Source organism: Novosphingobium sp. ZW T3_23 (assembly GCF_044987305.1).
Classification (GTDB): Bacteria; Pseudomonadota; Alphaproteobacteria; order Sphingomonadales; family Sphingomonadaceae; genus Novosphingobium.
The window spans coordinates 24,190-39,093 of the sequence record NZ_JBJDRF010000009.1 but is presented as its reverse complement, the minus strand read 5'-3'; the positions used below and the strand labels follow the sequence as shown (position 1 = coordinate 39,093).

12 protein-coding genes are annotated in these 14,904 nt (G+C 63.4%); 10 read left to right on the top strand and 2 right to left on the bottom strand.

The window, feature by feature from the left end:
- Positions 1 to 12: 12 nt before the first annotated feature.
- From ACI3K3_RS07510 to ACI3K3_RS07490, 5 genes are all read left to right on the top strand, one after another.
- Positions 13 to 807, top strand: coding sequence for a transporter (locus tag ACI3K3_RS07510; RefSeq protein ID WP_404912989.1), 795 nt, complete (start codon positions 13 to 15; stop codon positions 805 to 807).
- A gap of 205 nt (positions 808 to 1,012) precedes the next feature.
- Positions 1,013 to 5,203 carry a molybdopterin-dependent oxidoreductase gene (locus tag ACI3K3_RS07505; RefSeq protein WP_404912988.1) on the top strand — a complete coding sequence of 1,397 codons (4,191 nt, stop codon included), beginning with the start codon at positions 1,013 to 1,015 and terminating at the stop codon, positions 5,201 to 5,203.
- A 374-nt stretch (positions 5,204 to 5,577) separates the two neighbouring features.
- Positions 5,578 to 5,835 (top strand): hypothetical protein, encoded by a 258-nt coding sequence (locus ACI3K3_RS07500; RefSeq protein ID WP_404912987.1) that lies wholly within the window; start codon positions 5,578 to 5,580, stop codon positions 5,833 to 5,835.
- Positions 5,836 to 5,906: 71 nt separating this feature from the next.
- Complete coding sequence (locus tag ACI3K3_RS07495; RefSeq protein WP_404912986.1) at positions 5,907 to 6,554, top strand: YbhB/YbcL family Raf kinase inhibitor-like protein; 648 nt, start codon at positions 5,907 to 5,909, stop codon at positions 6,552 to 6,554.
- A gap of 58 nt (positions 6,555 to 6,612) precedes the next feature.
- Entirely contained in the window at positions 6,613 to 6,906 is a 294-nt protein-coding gene (locus ACI3K3_RS07490; protein ID WP_404912985.1) for a plasmid stabilization protein, read from the top strand.
- A gap of 1 nt (position 6,907) precedes the next feature.
- Here ACI3K3_RS07490 and ACI3K3_RS07485 read toward each other — a convergent pair whose 3' ends face one another.
- The gene (locus ACI3K3_RS07485) at positions 6,908 to 7,966 is read right to left on the bottom strand and encodes an acyltransferase family protein (RefSeq protein WP_404912984.1); all 1,059 of its coding nucleotides are present in this window, start codon (positions 7,964 to 7,966) and stop codon (positions 6,908 to 6,910) included.
- Positions 7,967 to 8,443: 477 nt separating this feature from the next.
- Here ACI3K3_RS07485 and ACI3K3_RS07480 point away from each other — a divergent pair, with 477 nt between their 5' ends.
- The 5 genes from ACI3K3_RS07480 (at position 8,444) to ACI3K3_RS07460 (ending at position 13,263) form a co-directional block, all read left to right on the top strand.
- Positions 8,444 to 9,199, top strand: a complete 756-nt coding sequence (locus ACI3K3_RS07480) for a hypothetical protein (protein ID WP_404912983.1) — start codon at positions 8,444 to 8,446, stop codon at positions 9,197 to 9,199.
- Positions 9,200 to 9,312: 113 nt separating this feature from the next.
- Complete coding sequence (locus ACI3K3_RS07475; RefSeq protein ID WP_404912982.1) at positions 9,313 to 10,260, top strand: glycosyltransferase family A protein; 948 nt, start codon at positions 9,313 to 9,315, stop codon at positions 10,258 to 10,260.
- Between the two features lie 8 nt (positions 10,261 to 10,268).
- Positions 10,269 to 11,261, top strand: coding sequence for a glycosyltransferase family 4 protein (locus ACI3K3_RS07470; RefSeq protein ID WP_404912981.1), 993 nt, complete (start codon positions 10,269 to 10,271; stop codon positions 11,259 to 11,261).
- Positions 11,262 to 11,283: 22 nt separating this feature from the next.
- Positions 11,284 to 12,273 (top strand): phosphoribosyltransferase, encoded by a 990-nt coding sequence (locus ACI3K3_RS07465; RefSeq protein WP_404912980.1) that lies wholly within the window; start codon positions 11,284 to 11,286, stop codon positions 12,271 to 12,273.
- A gap of 27 nt (positions 12,274 to 12,300) precedes the next feature.
- Positions 12,301 to 13,263 (top strand): glycosyltransferase family 2 protein, encoded by a 963-nt coding sequence (locus ACI3K3_RS07460; RefSeq protein ID WP_404912979.1) that lies wholly within the window; start codon positions 12,301 to 12,303, stop codon positions 13,261 to 13,263.
- A gap of 163 nt (positions 13,264 to 13,426) precedes the next feature.
- On the opposite strand, the gene ACI3K3_RS07455 is transcribed toward ACI3K3_RS07460, so the two are convergent.
- A complete protein-coding gene (locus ACI3K3_RS07455; RefSeq protein WP_404912978.1) occupies positions 13,427 to 14,902 on the bottom strand; it encodes an efflux transporter outer membrane subunit in 1,476 nt (491 codons plus the stop codon).
- Positions 14,903 to 14,904: the final 2 nt, after the last annotated feature.

The following is a 14,904-nucleotide window of genomic DNA, read 5'->3' as shown; positions in this document are numbered from 1 at the left end:
AGAGGCGTGGTGATGTATCTTCGAGCCTTTCCTTTTCTGTTGCTGCTGGCCGCACCGGATCTGGCGATAGCGCAGGATCGGGAGTTTTGCCCCGACCGTCCCGGTATCGGCTCTCCCCCATGCATTATGGACAAGGGACGTCTATCCTTCGAAACCGGCCTCGGCGACTGGACGCTGAACCGGGATGCTGGCGATCGGGAGGACATCTTCGTCTTCGGAGACTTTCTGATCCGCGCCGGAGTGGCTGATCACGCCGAGATCCAGCTTGGCTGGACCAGCCTGGGTTTCGCCCGAAACCGCGACGAAGCAGGACGGATCGACAAGCGCAGCGGCACGGGCGATATCATGTTGGCGCTGCGGCGGAACTTCGCCAATCCTGACGGTTCGGGTTTCTCGGTTGCCGCCATGCCGTTCGTCACGCTGCCGGTCGGACGCCAGCCCATCGGCGCCGGAGACTGGGGCGGCGGGCTGCACGTTCCCATTTCCTACGAAGTTTCCTCCGTTATCAAGCTGGAGATGGTACCGGAACTGGATGCCGAGGTGGACGACGACGGCCACGGTCGCCATCTCGCTTTTGGAAACGTTTTCGGCGTCTCCGCAAACCTGAGCGATACCGTTTCCGCCACTGCGGAGTACCAGTTGCGCGAAGTGCGTGAAACGGGCGACCATCACGCCGAGCATCTCTCCGGGCTGTCGCTGGCCTGGCAGACGTCCGATCGCTTCCAGATCGATCTTGGCGCCAATGCCGGGCTGGATCGCGATGCGGACGATTTCGAACTCTACATGGGAATATCGCGTCGCTTCTGATGCCTCGGCGCCGGATGCTGCACTGCGAAACAGGGGCTTGCGGCGGGGCAGCGCTTACGGCAATATGACGATCAAATTGGAGGTCTGCCCGCAAAGGCGCAGGTAGGCATCCTACAGCCCGCGAGGCTGTTCAGCAAGGCAACGACGCCATCGGTCGAACTCGAAAAGGGTTCCGGCCGGTGGCGTTTTTTCGTGTGGGGAAGACGTGGCGAGCAGCAAGGTCAAAAGTGCATGCCCCTACTGCGGCGTAGGCTGCGGGATCGTCATGGACGTGGCGGACGGACGGATCGTCAAGGTATCGGGCGACAAGTCCCATCCCACGAATTTCGGCCGGCTTTGCACCAAGGGCAGCACCTGCCACGTTCCGGTTTCCGCACCCGGAAGAGCGGCAACCGCCTATGCCCGTATCGAAGGCAGCCGCGATCAGGGCGCGATCCCGATGGCCGAGGCCATCACCCGCACCGCGCAGGGGCTGCGCACGATCATCGACCGCGACGGGCCGGATGCGGTTTCCTTCTACGTTTCGGGCCAGATGTCGCTGGAAGCGCAATACCTTGCCAACAAGCTGTGCAAGGGTTTCATCGGCACCAACAATATCGAAAGCAACTCGCGCCTCTGCATGGCCAGCGCGGCGAGCGGCTACAAGCTGTCGATCGGCGCGGACGGGCCGCCGGGCTCCTACCAGGACTTCGACAAGGCCGACCTGTTCTTCGTGATCGGCGCCAACATGGCGGACTGCCATCCGATCCTCTTCCTGCGGATGATGGACCGGGTGAAGGCCGGCGCGAAATTGATCGTGGTGGATCCTCGGCGAAACGCCACGGCGGACAAGGCGGACCTGTTCCTCCAGGTCCGTCCCGGCACGGATCTGGCCTTGCTCAACGGGCTGCTCCATCTCCTTTGGGAGCAAGGCCTAGTCGATGCCGAGTTCATCGCCGCCCATACCGAGGGATGGGAGGCCATGCCCGCGTTCCTGGCCGACTACCCGCCCGCGAAAGTGGCGGAACTCACCGGGATCGTGGAAGCCGACCTGCGGCAGGCCGCGCAATGGATCGGCGAGGCGGGGGCCTGGATGACTTGCTGGACCATGGGCCTCAACCAGAGCACCCACGGCACCTGGAACACCAATGCCATCTGCAACCTGCACCTTGCCACCGGCGCAATCTGCCGCCCCGGCGCCGGCCCATTCTCGCTGACCGGGCAGCCCAACGCCATGGGCGGGCGCGAGATGGGCTACATGGGCCCGGGCCTCCCCGGCCAGCGCGGCACGCCGAGCGAGCCGGACCGCCGCTTCGTGGAAGATGCCTGGGGTATCCCGAAGGGCACCCTCAAGACCGAAACCGGTGCCGGCACCATCGCGATGTTCGACGACATGGCACGGGGCGTCATCAAGGCCTGCTGGATCATCTGCACCAATCCGGTGGCCAGCGTCGCCAACCGCAAGACGGTCATCGCCGGGCTGGAGGCGGCCGAACTCGTCATCGCCCAAGATGCCTTCGTCGATACCGAGACCAACCGCCATGCCGACCTGATCCTGCCCGGCGCGCTCTGGGCCGAGGCGGAAGGGGTGATGATCAACTCCGAGCGCAATCTTACGCTGATGCAGAAGGCGGTCGATCCCCCCGGCGAAGCCATGGCCGATTGGGAGATCATCGCCCGCGTCGCCTGCGAGATGGGCTATGCCTCGGCATTCTCCTATGGCTCGGCGGCGGAGGTTTTCGAGGAAATTCGTCAGTTCTGGAACCCCCGCACCGGCTATGACATCCGCGGCGCCAGTCATGACCGCCTGCGCGAGACGCCGCTGCAATGGCCCTGTCCGCCCGATGCGGCGAGCGACCGCAATCCCATCCGCTATCTCAACGATGGCGTGAGCCAAACGCGTCGGCTCGATGGCGACGGCGGATCGCCGACCATAGCCTTTCCGACCGAAAGCGGCAGGGCCGTGTTCCTGCCCCGTCCCCACATGGACCCGGCGGAAATGCCCGATCCCGATTACCCCGTGGTGCTCAACACCGGGCGGCTTCAACACCAGTGGCATACCCTCACCAAGACCGGAAAAGTGCCGGCGCTGAACAAGCTCAATCCCGGCCCTTTCGTGGAAATCCACGCCGAGGATGCCGAAGCGCTGGGCGTTGCGGAAGGCGATATGGTGGAGTTACGCTCCCGCCGGGGCAGGGCCGTCCTGCCCGCCGTGGTGACCGACCGGGTAAGGCCCGGAAACTGCTTTGCACCGTTCCACTGGAACGACGTGTTCGCTGAGGACATCTGCGTGAATGCCCTGACGAGCGACGCGATAGACCCGATTTCGCTGCAACCGGAATTCAAGTTCTCGGCCGTAGCCCTCACGCGGCTGTCCGGGCCTGTCGAACAACCCTCGATGGCTTCGGCGCCGGACGAGGCACTCTCACGCCTTTCCGCGACCATACCTGCCGCCGGCAACCTGCTGCCGTTCCAAGCCGCCGCGATCGATGCCTTCGCGCAGGTCATGGGGCTTTCGCCGGGCCTGCCACCGGAACTGACCACGGTGGAGAAAGACTATCTGACCGGCTTCATGACGGGCCTGCGGACCGCCGCTCCCGCTCTGGATGTTCCGGTGCTGCCCCGGTCCGCACCGCTCGATGGCGGCAGGCTTCACTACGTGAACGGCCTTCTGGCCGGTCTGTTCGCGCGTGTCCCTTTCACCACCGACGAAGGCGAGGCCTTAGCCTTTCCGGCATCGGCTGCTGTCGATGACGAGCCTGGTTCGCAAGTCATGGTGCTCTGGGCTTCGCAGACCGGCAATGCCGAGAGCTTCGCCGAGCAATGCGCCCGGCGCCTTAAGGCGAAGGCCTGCCGGGTGCGCCTGGCGTCGCTGGACAGCGTCAAGCCTTCAGAACTGGCAGACGCCGGACAGGCGCTGATCATCGCCAGCACGTTCGGGGATGGGGACGCACCGGACAATGGGGGGCTGTTCTGGTCGTCGCTCCAGAATGAGGCTTCCTCGGGCATGACGGGCCTGCGCTATTCGGTGCTGGCTTTCGGCGATTCCAGTTACGATGAGTTCTGCGGTTTTGGTCGTAAGATAGACGAAACACTTGAAAAACTTGGTGCAACCCGCCTCGCGCCGCGTGCCGATTGCGAGCCGGATTACGAGGATACGGCCGGACAGTGGCTGGACACCGTGCTGGGCGCTCTGCAAGACGATCCCGTTCCCGAAATGACGACGCCCGGCATTGAAAAACCTGCCGTTCCCGCCGCTCCCAGTCCAGCGATAGTGAGGAAAGGCACCGCTGACGGTACCTACACCCGAAAGGCCCCCTTGCGGACGCGCATGATCCGGAACACCCTGCTGAGCGGACTAGGAGCCGCCAAGGAAGTGCGGCTGTTCGGCTTCGACCTCGCGGATCAGGGATTCGCCTATCGGTCGGGTGATGCGCTGGGTGTCTGGCCCACCAATTGTCCCACGCTGGCGTCCGAGATAATCGAACTGCTCGATCTCGCTCCCGAAACGCCGGTCACGGTCAAGGACGTAGGCGAAGTAGCGCTCTATGAGGCGCTCTTGCGCCATTGGGATATCGCCAAGCCTACCCGCAACATTCTGGAACTGGTGGCCGAACGCCTGCCGGAAGCCGCTTTCGTGCCCCTGCTGGATCCGGATCGCAAGCCCGACTACGACCGTTTCCTGCGCGAACACCAGATTGCCGATGTCCTTCACGAAACCGGCGCGCGCCTGACCGCCAGCGACCTCATGAAGGTCATGCGGCCCATCCAGCCACGCTTCTATTCGATCGCCTCCAGCCCCCATGTCCTTGGTGACGAAGTGCAACTGACGGTCTCCGTCCTGCGCTATGCCAACAAGGGAAGGCGGCGCGGCGGGGTGTGCTCCAGTTTCATGGCGGACCGTGCGGAAGAACTTGGCGCGGGCCTGTTTCTCCAGCCCGCCGCGCATTTCCGCCCGCCCGCCGATCCTGCACGCGCCGCGATCATGGTCGGTCCCGGAACGGGAATCGCGCCGTTTCGGGGGTTTCTTCAGGATCGTGAGGCCACCGGCGCAACGGGCAGCAACTGGCTGTTCTTCGGGGAACAGCACGAGGCGACGGACTTCTACTACCGCGAGGAAATCGACAACTGGCGCCGCACGGGTCATCTCGACCGCCTGAGTCTGGCTTTCTCGCGCGACCAGTCGGAGAAGGTCTATGTCCAGGATCGCATGATCGAGGAGGGTGCGGAACTCTGGCGCTGGATCGATGGCGGCGCGAACTTCTACGTCTGCGGCGATGCGGGTCGAATGGCGAAGGACGTGGACCTGGCCCTGCGCCGCATCATCGCCACGCACGGCGGCCTGAAACCGGGCGCGGTGGAGGACTACATCGCCCAGATGCGGGAAGACCGGCGCTATCTTCGGGACGTCTATTAGCCAAAACTCCGGCACCTGAAACCTCCCGCAAGCTTTGCGCGTTGCCATGGTAACTGCAAATCGGCCGGTGTGGAGAGCAGCAATGGCAGCAAGGGAATTCAACCCGCGACCAACGGCCTTTTCGCGCCGTCTCGATGATATCGCCTCGGAAACGGATCAAAGCGGCACGGCGACAGTCGTCATGCCTTGCTCCACGGAAAGCCCCGTGACGGAGCCGGTGAGGGACAGAGCGGCAACGTTCCTGGCCTGGATTCTGGCGCGCCGGGATGCGGAGCGTGGCCAGCTTGCGATTGATTGGCCCGAACTCGCATCGTCAGGCCGGGAACCCGCGCGCGAATGACGAGTTCGGTGGTTCTCTCGACAAGGAGTGCAACATGCCGACAGCAAAATTCGAAACCCCCGAGGGCGACGAGATCGAGGTCGATCCGGCCGATGTCGTAAACATCTCGCAGGGCACCGAGGATGAAACTACCGTCATAGAGCTAGACGATGGCGAAGAGTTGGTAGTCGTCGCCACCAGCCTGGAAGTGGCTGCCGAACTGGGTCTCGATCCTCTCGATTTCGCGGATATCGACGAAGACGAACCCGTCGAGGACTATGACGACGAGGACGACGATCTCGAAAGCGAATGATCGGGCACCGGCCATTCTAGCCGGGTAGCAAGTGAAGGGCAGGTTGCCCCTGCGCAGTATCTGGAGAATTTATGCTCGAACATGTTCCCCGCTGGCTCGGTGCGCTGATAACGAATGTGCGGGCAGGCCATGCCAAGCTCGCTATCGTGCAGGAAGAGGTGGCGCGCGATGCCGGGTTCATCGATCTTTCCAGCCCGGCCTTCGTCAACGGCGGCCGCCTCGCCCAGCGCTTCACCGCCGATGGCGAGGGCGTCTCTCCGCCGCTGACATGGGGCGAGGTACCGGCCGGAACGGTGAGCCTCGTTCTTCTAGTCGAGGATCCCGATGCACCGGCACCGAACCCATTGGTGCACGCGCTGGTCTGGAACCTGCCGCCCACCGCGCGACGGCTTGCGGAAGGAGAGATCGTTGCGGACGGGATCGGCGGTCCCGATGGCCGGGACGTCGGCCGCAACAGCTATTTCCTGGAAGGTTGGCTTCCGCCCGATCCTCCGCCCGGGCATGGTGTGCACGATTATGTGTTCCAGCTCTTCGCATTGTCAGAAGCCATCGATGTGGACGATACGCCCGGTCGGTCCGAGGTTATCGGCGCCATCAGCGGCCGGGTACTGGCCGCCGGCATGCTGGTAGGAACTTACTCGCGCGACGAACCTGTCCGCGTCGATAGTCGGTCGGAAGCGGCAGTCCCAGTGGCGCCATCGGGTATTGCACCGGCCTGAAGCGCTGGGCCGGGCGTGCACGCGTCCGGCCCCAGCTTTGTCCAGATGGAGGATATCCATGCCCAGAGGGGACAAGAGCAGCTATACCGACAAGCAGAAACGCAAGGCACAGCATATTGAGGAAGGTTACGAAGATCGCGGCGTAAGCCACGAGGAAGCCGAAAGTCGTGCCTGGGCTACCGTGAACAAGGAATCCGGCGGAGGAAACAAATCGGGATCCGGACGCGGCAAACCGGACACGCATGTTTCGGCGTCCCGAGGCGGGAAGGCGCACAAGTCAGGATCTTCGGAACAGCGCTCCGCAGCGGCGCGCAAGGGCTGGGAGACGCGCCGACGAAACGGTAACGCCTGATCTAGCCCAGCCTGAGATGGCGCAGCGCCGCGCCGGGGGTTGCTGTCCCCAGGAAGAGGGCACTGGCCCACGGAGCCTGCCTCACGAGGAACCAGAACACCATCGGCACGGTCACACCCGCGAAGATCAACAGCGGTTCGAAACCGATACCAGCTTGGCGCAGCGAGAAGTGCACGAACTGGTGAAGGAACATCACGGTCATCGAGGATGCGCCGATCACTTCCAAGGGTCGCGGCAGCCAGGGTATCAGGCAGATGACCTTCATAAGCTGAAAGAACAGCCAGGTGATGGCGATCGCCAGTGCCATGCCGATAAGCGGCGGGCCGGGCTCCGCATACTTCAGATCCATTCTGAAGTGCGTTCCGAATATCCCCGCCATCAGCGACACGGCGATGACCGCAATACACAGCAGCCATGCGCCACGCAGGCCAATACGGCCTTCCTTCATCAGGTTTCCGAACCAGAGAAACGGCAGGCCGAAGGGCACTACTCCGATCGCCCATGGGGTGGGCAACCCCGGCGCGGCCAGCCACAGAGCGTAACCGCAGACATAGATCAGGATCACCACGGCGACGAGCCGCGGATTGCTTGCGGTTTTCCAGCGCAGCAGCATCGCGTTGTAGAGAATCTGCGTGAAGAACAGGCAGGTCATGAACCAGAACACGCCGAAATCGCTCTTCAGGTACTCTCCACCCAAGATCACGGCCTTCACGCCCGCACGCGTCAGGTAGGGGTTGGGGACGTGAAAGAGGATCGATCTCAGCGAGATAAGTGCCAGAATAAGAGCAAGAAACGCTATATAAGGCACTATAATAGATAGGAACTTCCTCTCCACCAAGTTCATTGGTGGTCGTACCGAAAAGAGCAATCCGGATACGACGAAGAACATCGGCATGCGAAAAAGCCGGAGGAACCATACGATTTCCGGCGACATCGACGATTTGGAATCCGCGCAGACGTGAAGCACTACAAGCAGGATGATACCCAGGCCCTTGCAGGCCTCCAGCCAGGCGATGCGCTTATGGCCGGGACGGGTTTCGAGTGCCTTGGCCCTGTTCACAAATGGCTCTCCTGGGCACCGATGTGCCGTTGGAATTCGCCTCCCGTCCTAGTCGTCCCGCCTCCATCGCGCGATAACCCTTTAAGATTCCGCACTAACCCCTTGTCGCCGTCGTTGTTAGGAAAGGGAAAATCTTCATTGTCAGAGCATTGTGGCACGATGCTCGGCGAGCCTGCATAAACCACACGAAACTGCGGATGCGCACTGCTGCTCCAGCACGGCTGATCGGCGCGGCGGCAGGAGCGCCGGACAGTCTCTAGAGTATAATGGCGGGCGGTTTTGGCATGCTCTAGACTTCGGATGGATCGCCAATCGTCCGGGAACAAGCATTTGAACCGCCTTGGAAAGCGCATCTTGAACAGACTGCTCCCCCGGCCGGTGGCAACGCGGCTGTGGAGCGCGGCCCAGTATCGGGAGAATTTGCGCCAATTTCCGGTGACATCTTCCCGGCCTCACGGGCTTCCCTGCGAGTTGGTGGTGTCGCTGACATCCTATCCGGCGCGCTATGCCACGTTGCACCTGACGCTGGGCAGCCTTCTGCGGCAGGAAACCCTGCCGGACAGGATCGTCCTGTGGATCGCGGAAGGCGACGTAGCCGCCTTGCCGAAGAAGGTGCACGACCTGCTCGATCGCGGGATCGAGCTGCGCGTCGTCGACGATGCGCGGAGCTATAAGAAGCTGATTTTCGCGATCCCGGCTTTTCCGGATGCCTACATCGCCACTGCCGACGACGATGTGTTCTATCGACCCGACTGGCTGACCGATCTGGTCGAAGGGCAGCGCGGGCAGGGGCCGGTGATCACCTGCCATCGCGCGCATCGATTGAAGCAACGGCAGAGCGGCGAAATAGCACCCTATCACGACTGGGAATGGGACGTTCAGGATCCGCAGGCGAGAATGCCCGGCGTCGATCTCATGCCTACCGGGATCGGCGGCATTCTCTACCCCCCCGGCGGCCTCCATCCCGACGTGGTCAGGCGGGACCTGTTCGAGCACTATGCGCCTTCGGCCGACGATTTGTGGTTCTACTGGTGCGCGAGGCGGGCCGGCACCCCTTATTGCAAAGTGGGGCCGCGCTTCGACCAGACCGCCTGGCATTCATCGCAGAAGGAGCGGCTCTACGATCACAACCGCCGCGAAAACGATCTGCAGGTCACGGCACTCGTGGAAGACTTCGGCAATCCATTGCAAATGCCGGTGGCAAGGAAACCCGGAGTGGCTTCCACCGGCTGATCCTGGCTTCCTGATCTGGCCTCATGAGAGGCGCCGGTAGCTATTTATGGTCATTGATCGCCTTTGAAAGCACTGCCTAACAGGGGCACCACACCAGAAGGACGGATGGTCGCGTGACATCGATTTGTGTCGTGATTCCATTACATAACAAGGGTCCGCACATCGCCCGTGCCCTTGATTCCGTCCTGCGCCAGACCAGGCAGCCGGCCGAGATCATCGTTGTCGACGACGTATCGAAGGACGAAGGGCCTCAGATCGCGCGCCGCTATGCCGGGGTTCAGGTGCTGACCCGGAGCACGCCGGGGCCGGGCGGTTACGCGGCGCGCAACCTGGCGATCCGAACCGCGCGATCGGACTATGTGGCCTTCCTCGACGCAGACGACGAATGGACAGATAACCATCTGGAAACATTGGATAGCATGATCCGCACCTCGCCGGCGTATACGGCCATGTTCGGCACCGGCTACGACGAGATCCATCCGGGCGGGCGCACGATCCCCGACGTCTATCGCCGCTCGGGCGGAAGCGAGCGACTGCTGGCATTTCCCGATTTCGTGGAGGCCTGGCTCGATGCGGGAGAGTGCCCGGTGTGGACCTCGGCCATCGCGGCCAGGCGAAACGCGCTGCTGGATGCGGGGCTCTTTCCGGAAGACCGTTGCCGCCGGGGGGGAGACAAGGATCTGTGGCTGAGACTGGCGCGTCAGGGCCCGGTCCATGTGAACCCCGTACGCACTGCCGTATACTTCAAGGATTCGCAGAACATGGTGACCGCGCTTTCGCACGATAACCTCTGCCACTGCATGATCGACACCATCGTGAAGCTGGAGGCGACGGAGCCTTCCTCCACGCGCAAGCTGCTGATCAGGCTCGCCAATCGCGAGACATATCAATATGCCTTGCGAACCGCGAAAAGCCAGCGGGTCAGGCTTGCGAGCTGGAAGCATTTCCAGCCCTGGTACAATCCGCTGCAATTCGCGATCCTGCTCGGCCTGTCGTCACCGCTATGTCAGCCGCTGGCCCGGATCGGCCTGCGGCTGAAAAAGCTCTCGGCCGGAGCCTGAGCATCGCCATGACCGCAAGCCCCCGCATCCATCTCGTGAACCCGATGCTCAACCCCTCCGGTGGCAGCGAATGGCGAACCGTGAGCCTTTACCGCCAGCTCGAACCCTCGGCCGATGTCACGGTCTGGCATTTCCGCGAGGCGCCGTCACAGGCCTTTGCGGGCGTGCGCATGTCCGGGATAGACACGCGTCGGCTGTCGTTCCCACGCGGCGGCACGCTGGTGTTCGTGGGCGTCTACTTCAACATCGGTCACTGGATCCGACTGGCGCGGCCCCGCCGGGTGATCCTGACCTACAACACGCCGGACGCGGAGCGCCTGGCCGAACGGGTCGATCTCATTCGCAAGGCCTGCGGCCTGGAGCCCGAGATCGTGTTCTGCTCCAAGGAACTGGCGGATCAGGTTCCCTATCGCGGCATTGTCGAACCCTCGCTGGTGGACCTCGATGCCTTCGTGCCTCGGGACAGGTCGGGGCGCGATGGCCTGCGCGTCGGCCGATTGAGCCGGGATGCGCCGGAAAAGCATCACCCGGAAGACATGGCGCTCTATGCAAGGCTGGCCGAGGAAGGCTGCGAGATCGACGTGCTTGGCGCCACGATCGCCATGCAGGAGGCTTCGTTCGACACCGGGAATGTCCATATGCGCGCCATCGGCAGCGTGAAGGCGCCCGAGTTTCTGGGCAACCTCGATTGCTTCTTCTATCGCACCTCGCCCTTGTGGCCCGAGCCGTGGGGAAGGGTGATCATCGAGGCCATGGCCAGCGGTCTTCCGGTCGTGACCGATCGCACGTCCGGCGCATCTTCCGTGATCGAGAATGGCCTCAACGGCCTTCTCTTCGACACGACCGAGGAAGCCTACGACCTGATCATGCGCCTGAAGGCCGACGCGGCCTTGCGCCAAACGCTGGGCGAGGCGGCGCGACAGACCGCGGAAAGCCTGCTCAGCGACGAAGTGCGCGCCGGGGTGCAGGCCTTCTACCTCCAGCCCACCGCGCCATCCTGACCGCCATTTCGAGGAAGACGACATGGAATATCGCTCGTTCGCGGATCTGGCAGAGACCGTGTTCTTCAACGCTCACGCCATACCGGAAGACGTCGATCTGATCGTCGGGATACCGCGCAGCGGACTGCTGCCTGCCAATCTCCTGGCGGTTCAACTCCACAAGCCCCTGCTCGATCTGGAAAGCTATCTGGAGGGGCGCACCCCCACGGTGGGGCGCACGGCGCGCGAGACGATTGACCAGAACGTTCGGCCGCGGCGCGTCCTGATCGTCGACGACAGCATCGCTTCCGGAGAATCCATGCGGGCGGTCCGCGAACGGGTTAGGGCCGTCGGCCCCGACATTCCGGCGACTTACCTTGCGGTCTACGGAACCAGGGCCGCGCACGAAGATGCCGACCTGATCTTCGAGGCCGTCCCATCTCCGCGCATCTTCGAATGGAACCTGATGCGCCACAAGCGCCTAGCCGATGCCTGTTTCGATATCGACGGCATCCTCTGCCACGACCCCCACAGCTCGCAGAACGACGACGGGGAGAAGTATCGCGATTTCCTGCTGACCGCCAAGCCGCTGCTGCGGGCGAACGTGCCGATCAAGCACCTGGTGACCAGCAGGCTGGAGAAGTACCGGCCGGAAACCGAACGGTGGCTGGCGCAGAACGGCGTAAAGTACGAAAACCTCTGGATGCTGGACCTGCCATCCGCCGAAGAACGTCGGCGCCAGCGTGCTCATGCCAGCTTCAAGGCGTCGGTCTACGTCAAGACCGGCGCGGGGCTGTTCGTGGAAAGCGAGGACAAGCAGGCCCAGGAGATCGCGCAACTCAGCGAACGACCGGTGCTGAGCATCGAAGGCCAGCGCATGGTCTGGCCAGGCGACACCACCGCTGCCCGGCGCAACTATGCAAGGCGCAACGAGACGGGCGGGGGTGCGGCCAAGCGGCTGGTGAGGGCGGTGGCGTTCGGGCTGCTGGGAGACCGCGGCGTCGCCAGGATCAAGCGCACCCTGCGGCGATAGAGAAATTCCTGACCAAGCGGAGATACCATGCCCCAGGTTTCGGTGATCATGCCCTGCTACAACGCCGCCCGGTTTCTGGATCGCGCGATCGGCAGCCTGCGCGACCAGACGCTACAGGACTGGGAACTGCTGGCCATCGACGATTGCTCGACCGATGACACCTACACACGATTGCAGGAATGGTCGCATCGCGATCCGCGTGTGCGGTGCCTGCAAACGCCCAAGAACGGCGGCCCCAGCGTCGCCCGCAATATCGGCGTAGGCGAGAGCCGGGGAGAATGGCTCGCCATCCTCGATGCCGACGACGCGTTCAAGCCGGAGCGGCTCGCGCGGATGAGCGCATTGGGCGATGAACGGCGCGCCGATCTCGTCTTCGACGGACTGATCTACTACGATGACCAGGCGGGACGGGAAACCGGGCGATCGTTTCGCGAGGAAGGCATATCGTCGGTGACGATCACGGACCTGATCGAAGCCGAACGCCCCGGTTCGCCGTTGAAGTTCGGCTTCCTCAAGCCGATGATGCGCCGCAGCTTCATCACCGGCGAAAGCCTGCGATACTCGGAAAGCCTTCGCTTCGCCGAGGATTTCGATCTCTATGCCCGGTGCCTGCTTTCGGGCGCGACCGGCGTTCTCGATCGCCGCGCCTGGTACGTCTACACCACGCAGCTCGGCCAGGTGAGTGGCGCGCGTTCGCAGGGTACCCGTACCCGGTTCACGCCGCAGACACGGGTAGACATCATGGACCGGCTCATCTCGGAATACGGCGGCCACGCGGAGCCCGGAACGCTGGCGACATTGCGTCAGGGTCGGGAGTGGCAGGTGCTCTATGCGGATTCGCACCGTCTTGGAGAATTGCGCCGGACAGGCCGCTGGGGTGAGTTTGCCTCGCTGGCCTTGCGGCATCCGCGCGCGCTCTGGCGCTTCGTGTCCCGTTCCCGCATCTTCCGTACGGGCGGCGGCGGCAACAATTCGGCAGCGGGTATCTAAGTTTAGGATGGCAGGGGCATCGTACCCCCGTCCGGAACCATACAGCTAGAGCTGATAATATGTATTATGTTAAGCAATGGCCTGTTTGATCTCTGGATCGGCCCTGTCGATGACGACGGTTGGTTGGCCGGCGAGTATGATCTCGCCGGCCAACCATGGTCGTTCAGCCTTGCGGGCGTGAACCCTCTCGCGACCCAGCGGCGGGCTCGTCGCCCAGTCCGCCACCGAGCGAACGGTAAAGTTCGATCAGGTTGTTCGCCTGGGTCAGCCGCGTCGTGACCAGTTGCTGCTCTGCGGCATAGGCGGTGCGCTGTGCGTCCAGTGAGGTCAGGAACGAATCCACCCCTGCCTTGAAGCGCGCGTCGGACAACCGGGCGGCGACTTGCGCGGACTGTGCACGGTTCGTCTGCGCGCGGATCTGGTCACCGATCTTGCCACGCTGCGCCAGCGCATCGGCGACTTCGCGGAAAGCCGTCTGGACAGACTTTTCGTATGTGGCGACGGCGGCAACCTGCGAGGCCTTGGCGTAGGCCAGGTTACCCGACCGCTGACCGCCGTCGAACAGCGGCAATGAGGCGCCGGGAGACGCGGTATAAGTGAAAGTGCCGCTCTTGAAGAGGCCCGACAAGGCGGTGCTGATCGTGCCGATCGTGCCGGTCAGCGAGATGGTCGGGAAGAACGCCGCGCGTGCGGCGCCGATGTTGGCGTTCTCGGCGATCAGCTGGTGTTCCGCCCGCAGCACGTCGGGGCGGCGCAGCAACACGTCGGACGAGACGTCGCTCGGCAACGCGTCGCGGGTCACCAGCGTGTCGGGGAGCCCGGCAGGAAGCTGCTCCTGCGGCACGGTCGTGCCGACCAGCAGGTTCAGCGCGTTCTGGTCGAGAGCGACGGTCGCTTCCAGTGCGGCGATGTCGTTCACGGCGGACTGATAGTTGGTGTCCGCCTGCCGGACCTCCAGTTCGGAACCGACGCCGATGCGGAACTGCTCCCGCGTCAGGTGAAGCGTATCCTCGAAGGTCTTGAGCGTCTCGCGCGACAGGCGAAGCTGCTCATTGTCCGAAGCCATCGTCAGCCAGGCGGTTGCGATTTCCGCGATCAGGCTGATGCGGGCCGAGCGCTGGGCTTCCTCGCTGGCGAAGACCTGCTCCTGCGCGGCGCGGCTGAGGTTGCGGATGCGCCCGAAGAGATCCAGTTCGAAGGCGGAAATGCCGGCCGTCGCCGAATAGATCTCGATGTCCTGCGATCCGACCACACCGGCTCCGGTTCCGCCCGTGCCGCCGGTGGCTCCGGCAATATTGTTGGTATAGGTCGCCGTTCCCCCCGCATTCACGGTGGGAAACAGCGAAGACCGCTGCACGCGCAGTTGCGCACGGGCCTGAAGCACGTTCGCGGCGGCAACGCGCAAGTCGCGGTTGTTGGCAAGGCCGGTCTCGATCACCTTGCGCAGGCGCGGATCGAGGAAGAACTCCTGCCAGCCTATGCGGCTTACGTCCAAGGCGTCGGTGGCTGCCGCCGGGTAGACCCCGCCCTGCGGCAGGGCCGCGGGAACGGAGCCTACCGGCCGGTCATAACGAGGCGCCAGGTTGCACCCTGCCAGCATCGTCGTGCCGGCAATCAGGGCGATAAGGGACTTTTTCATGT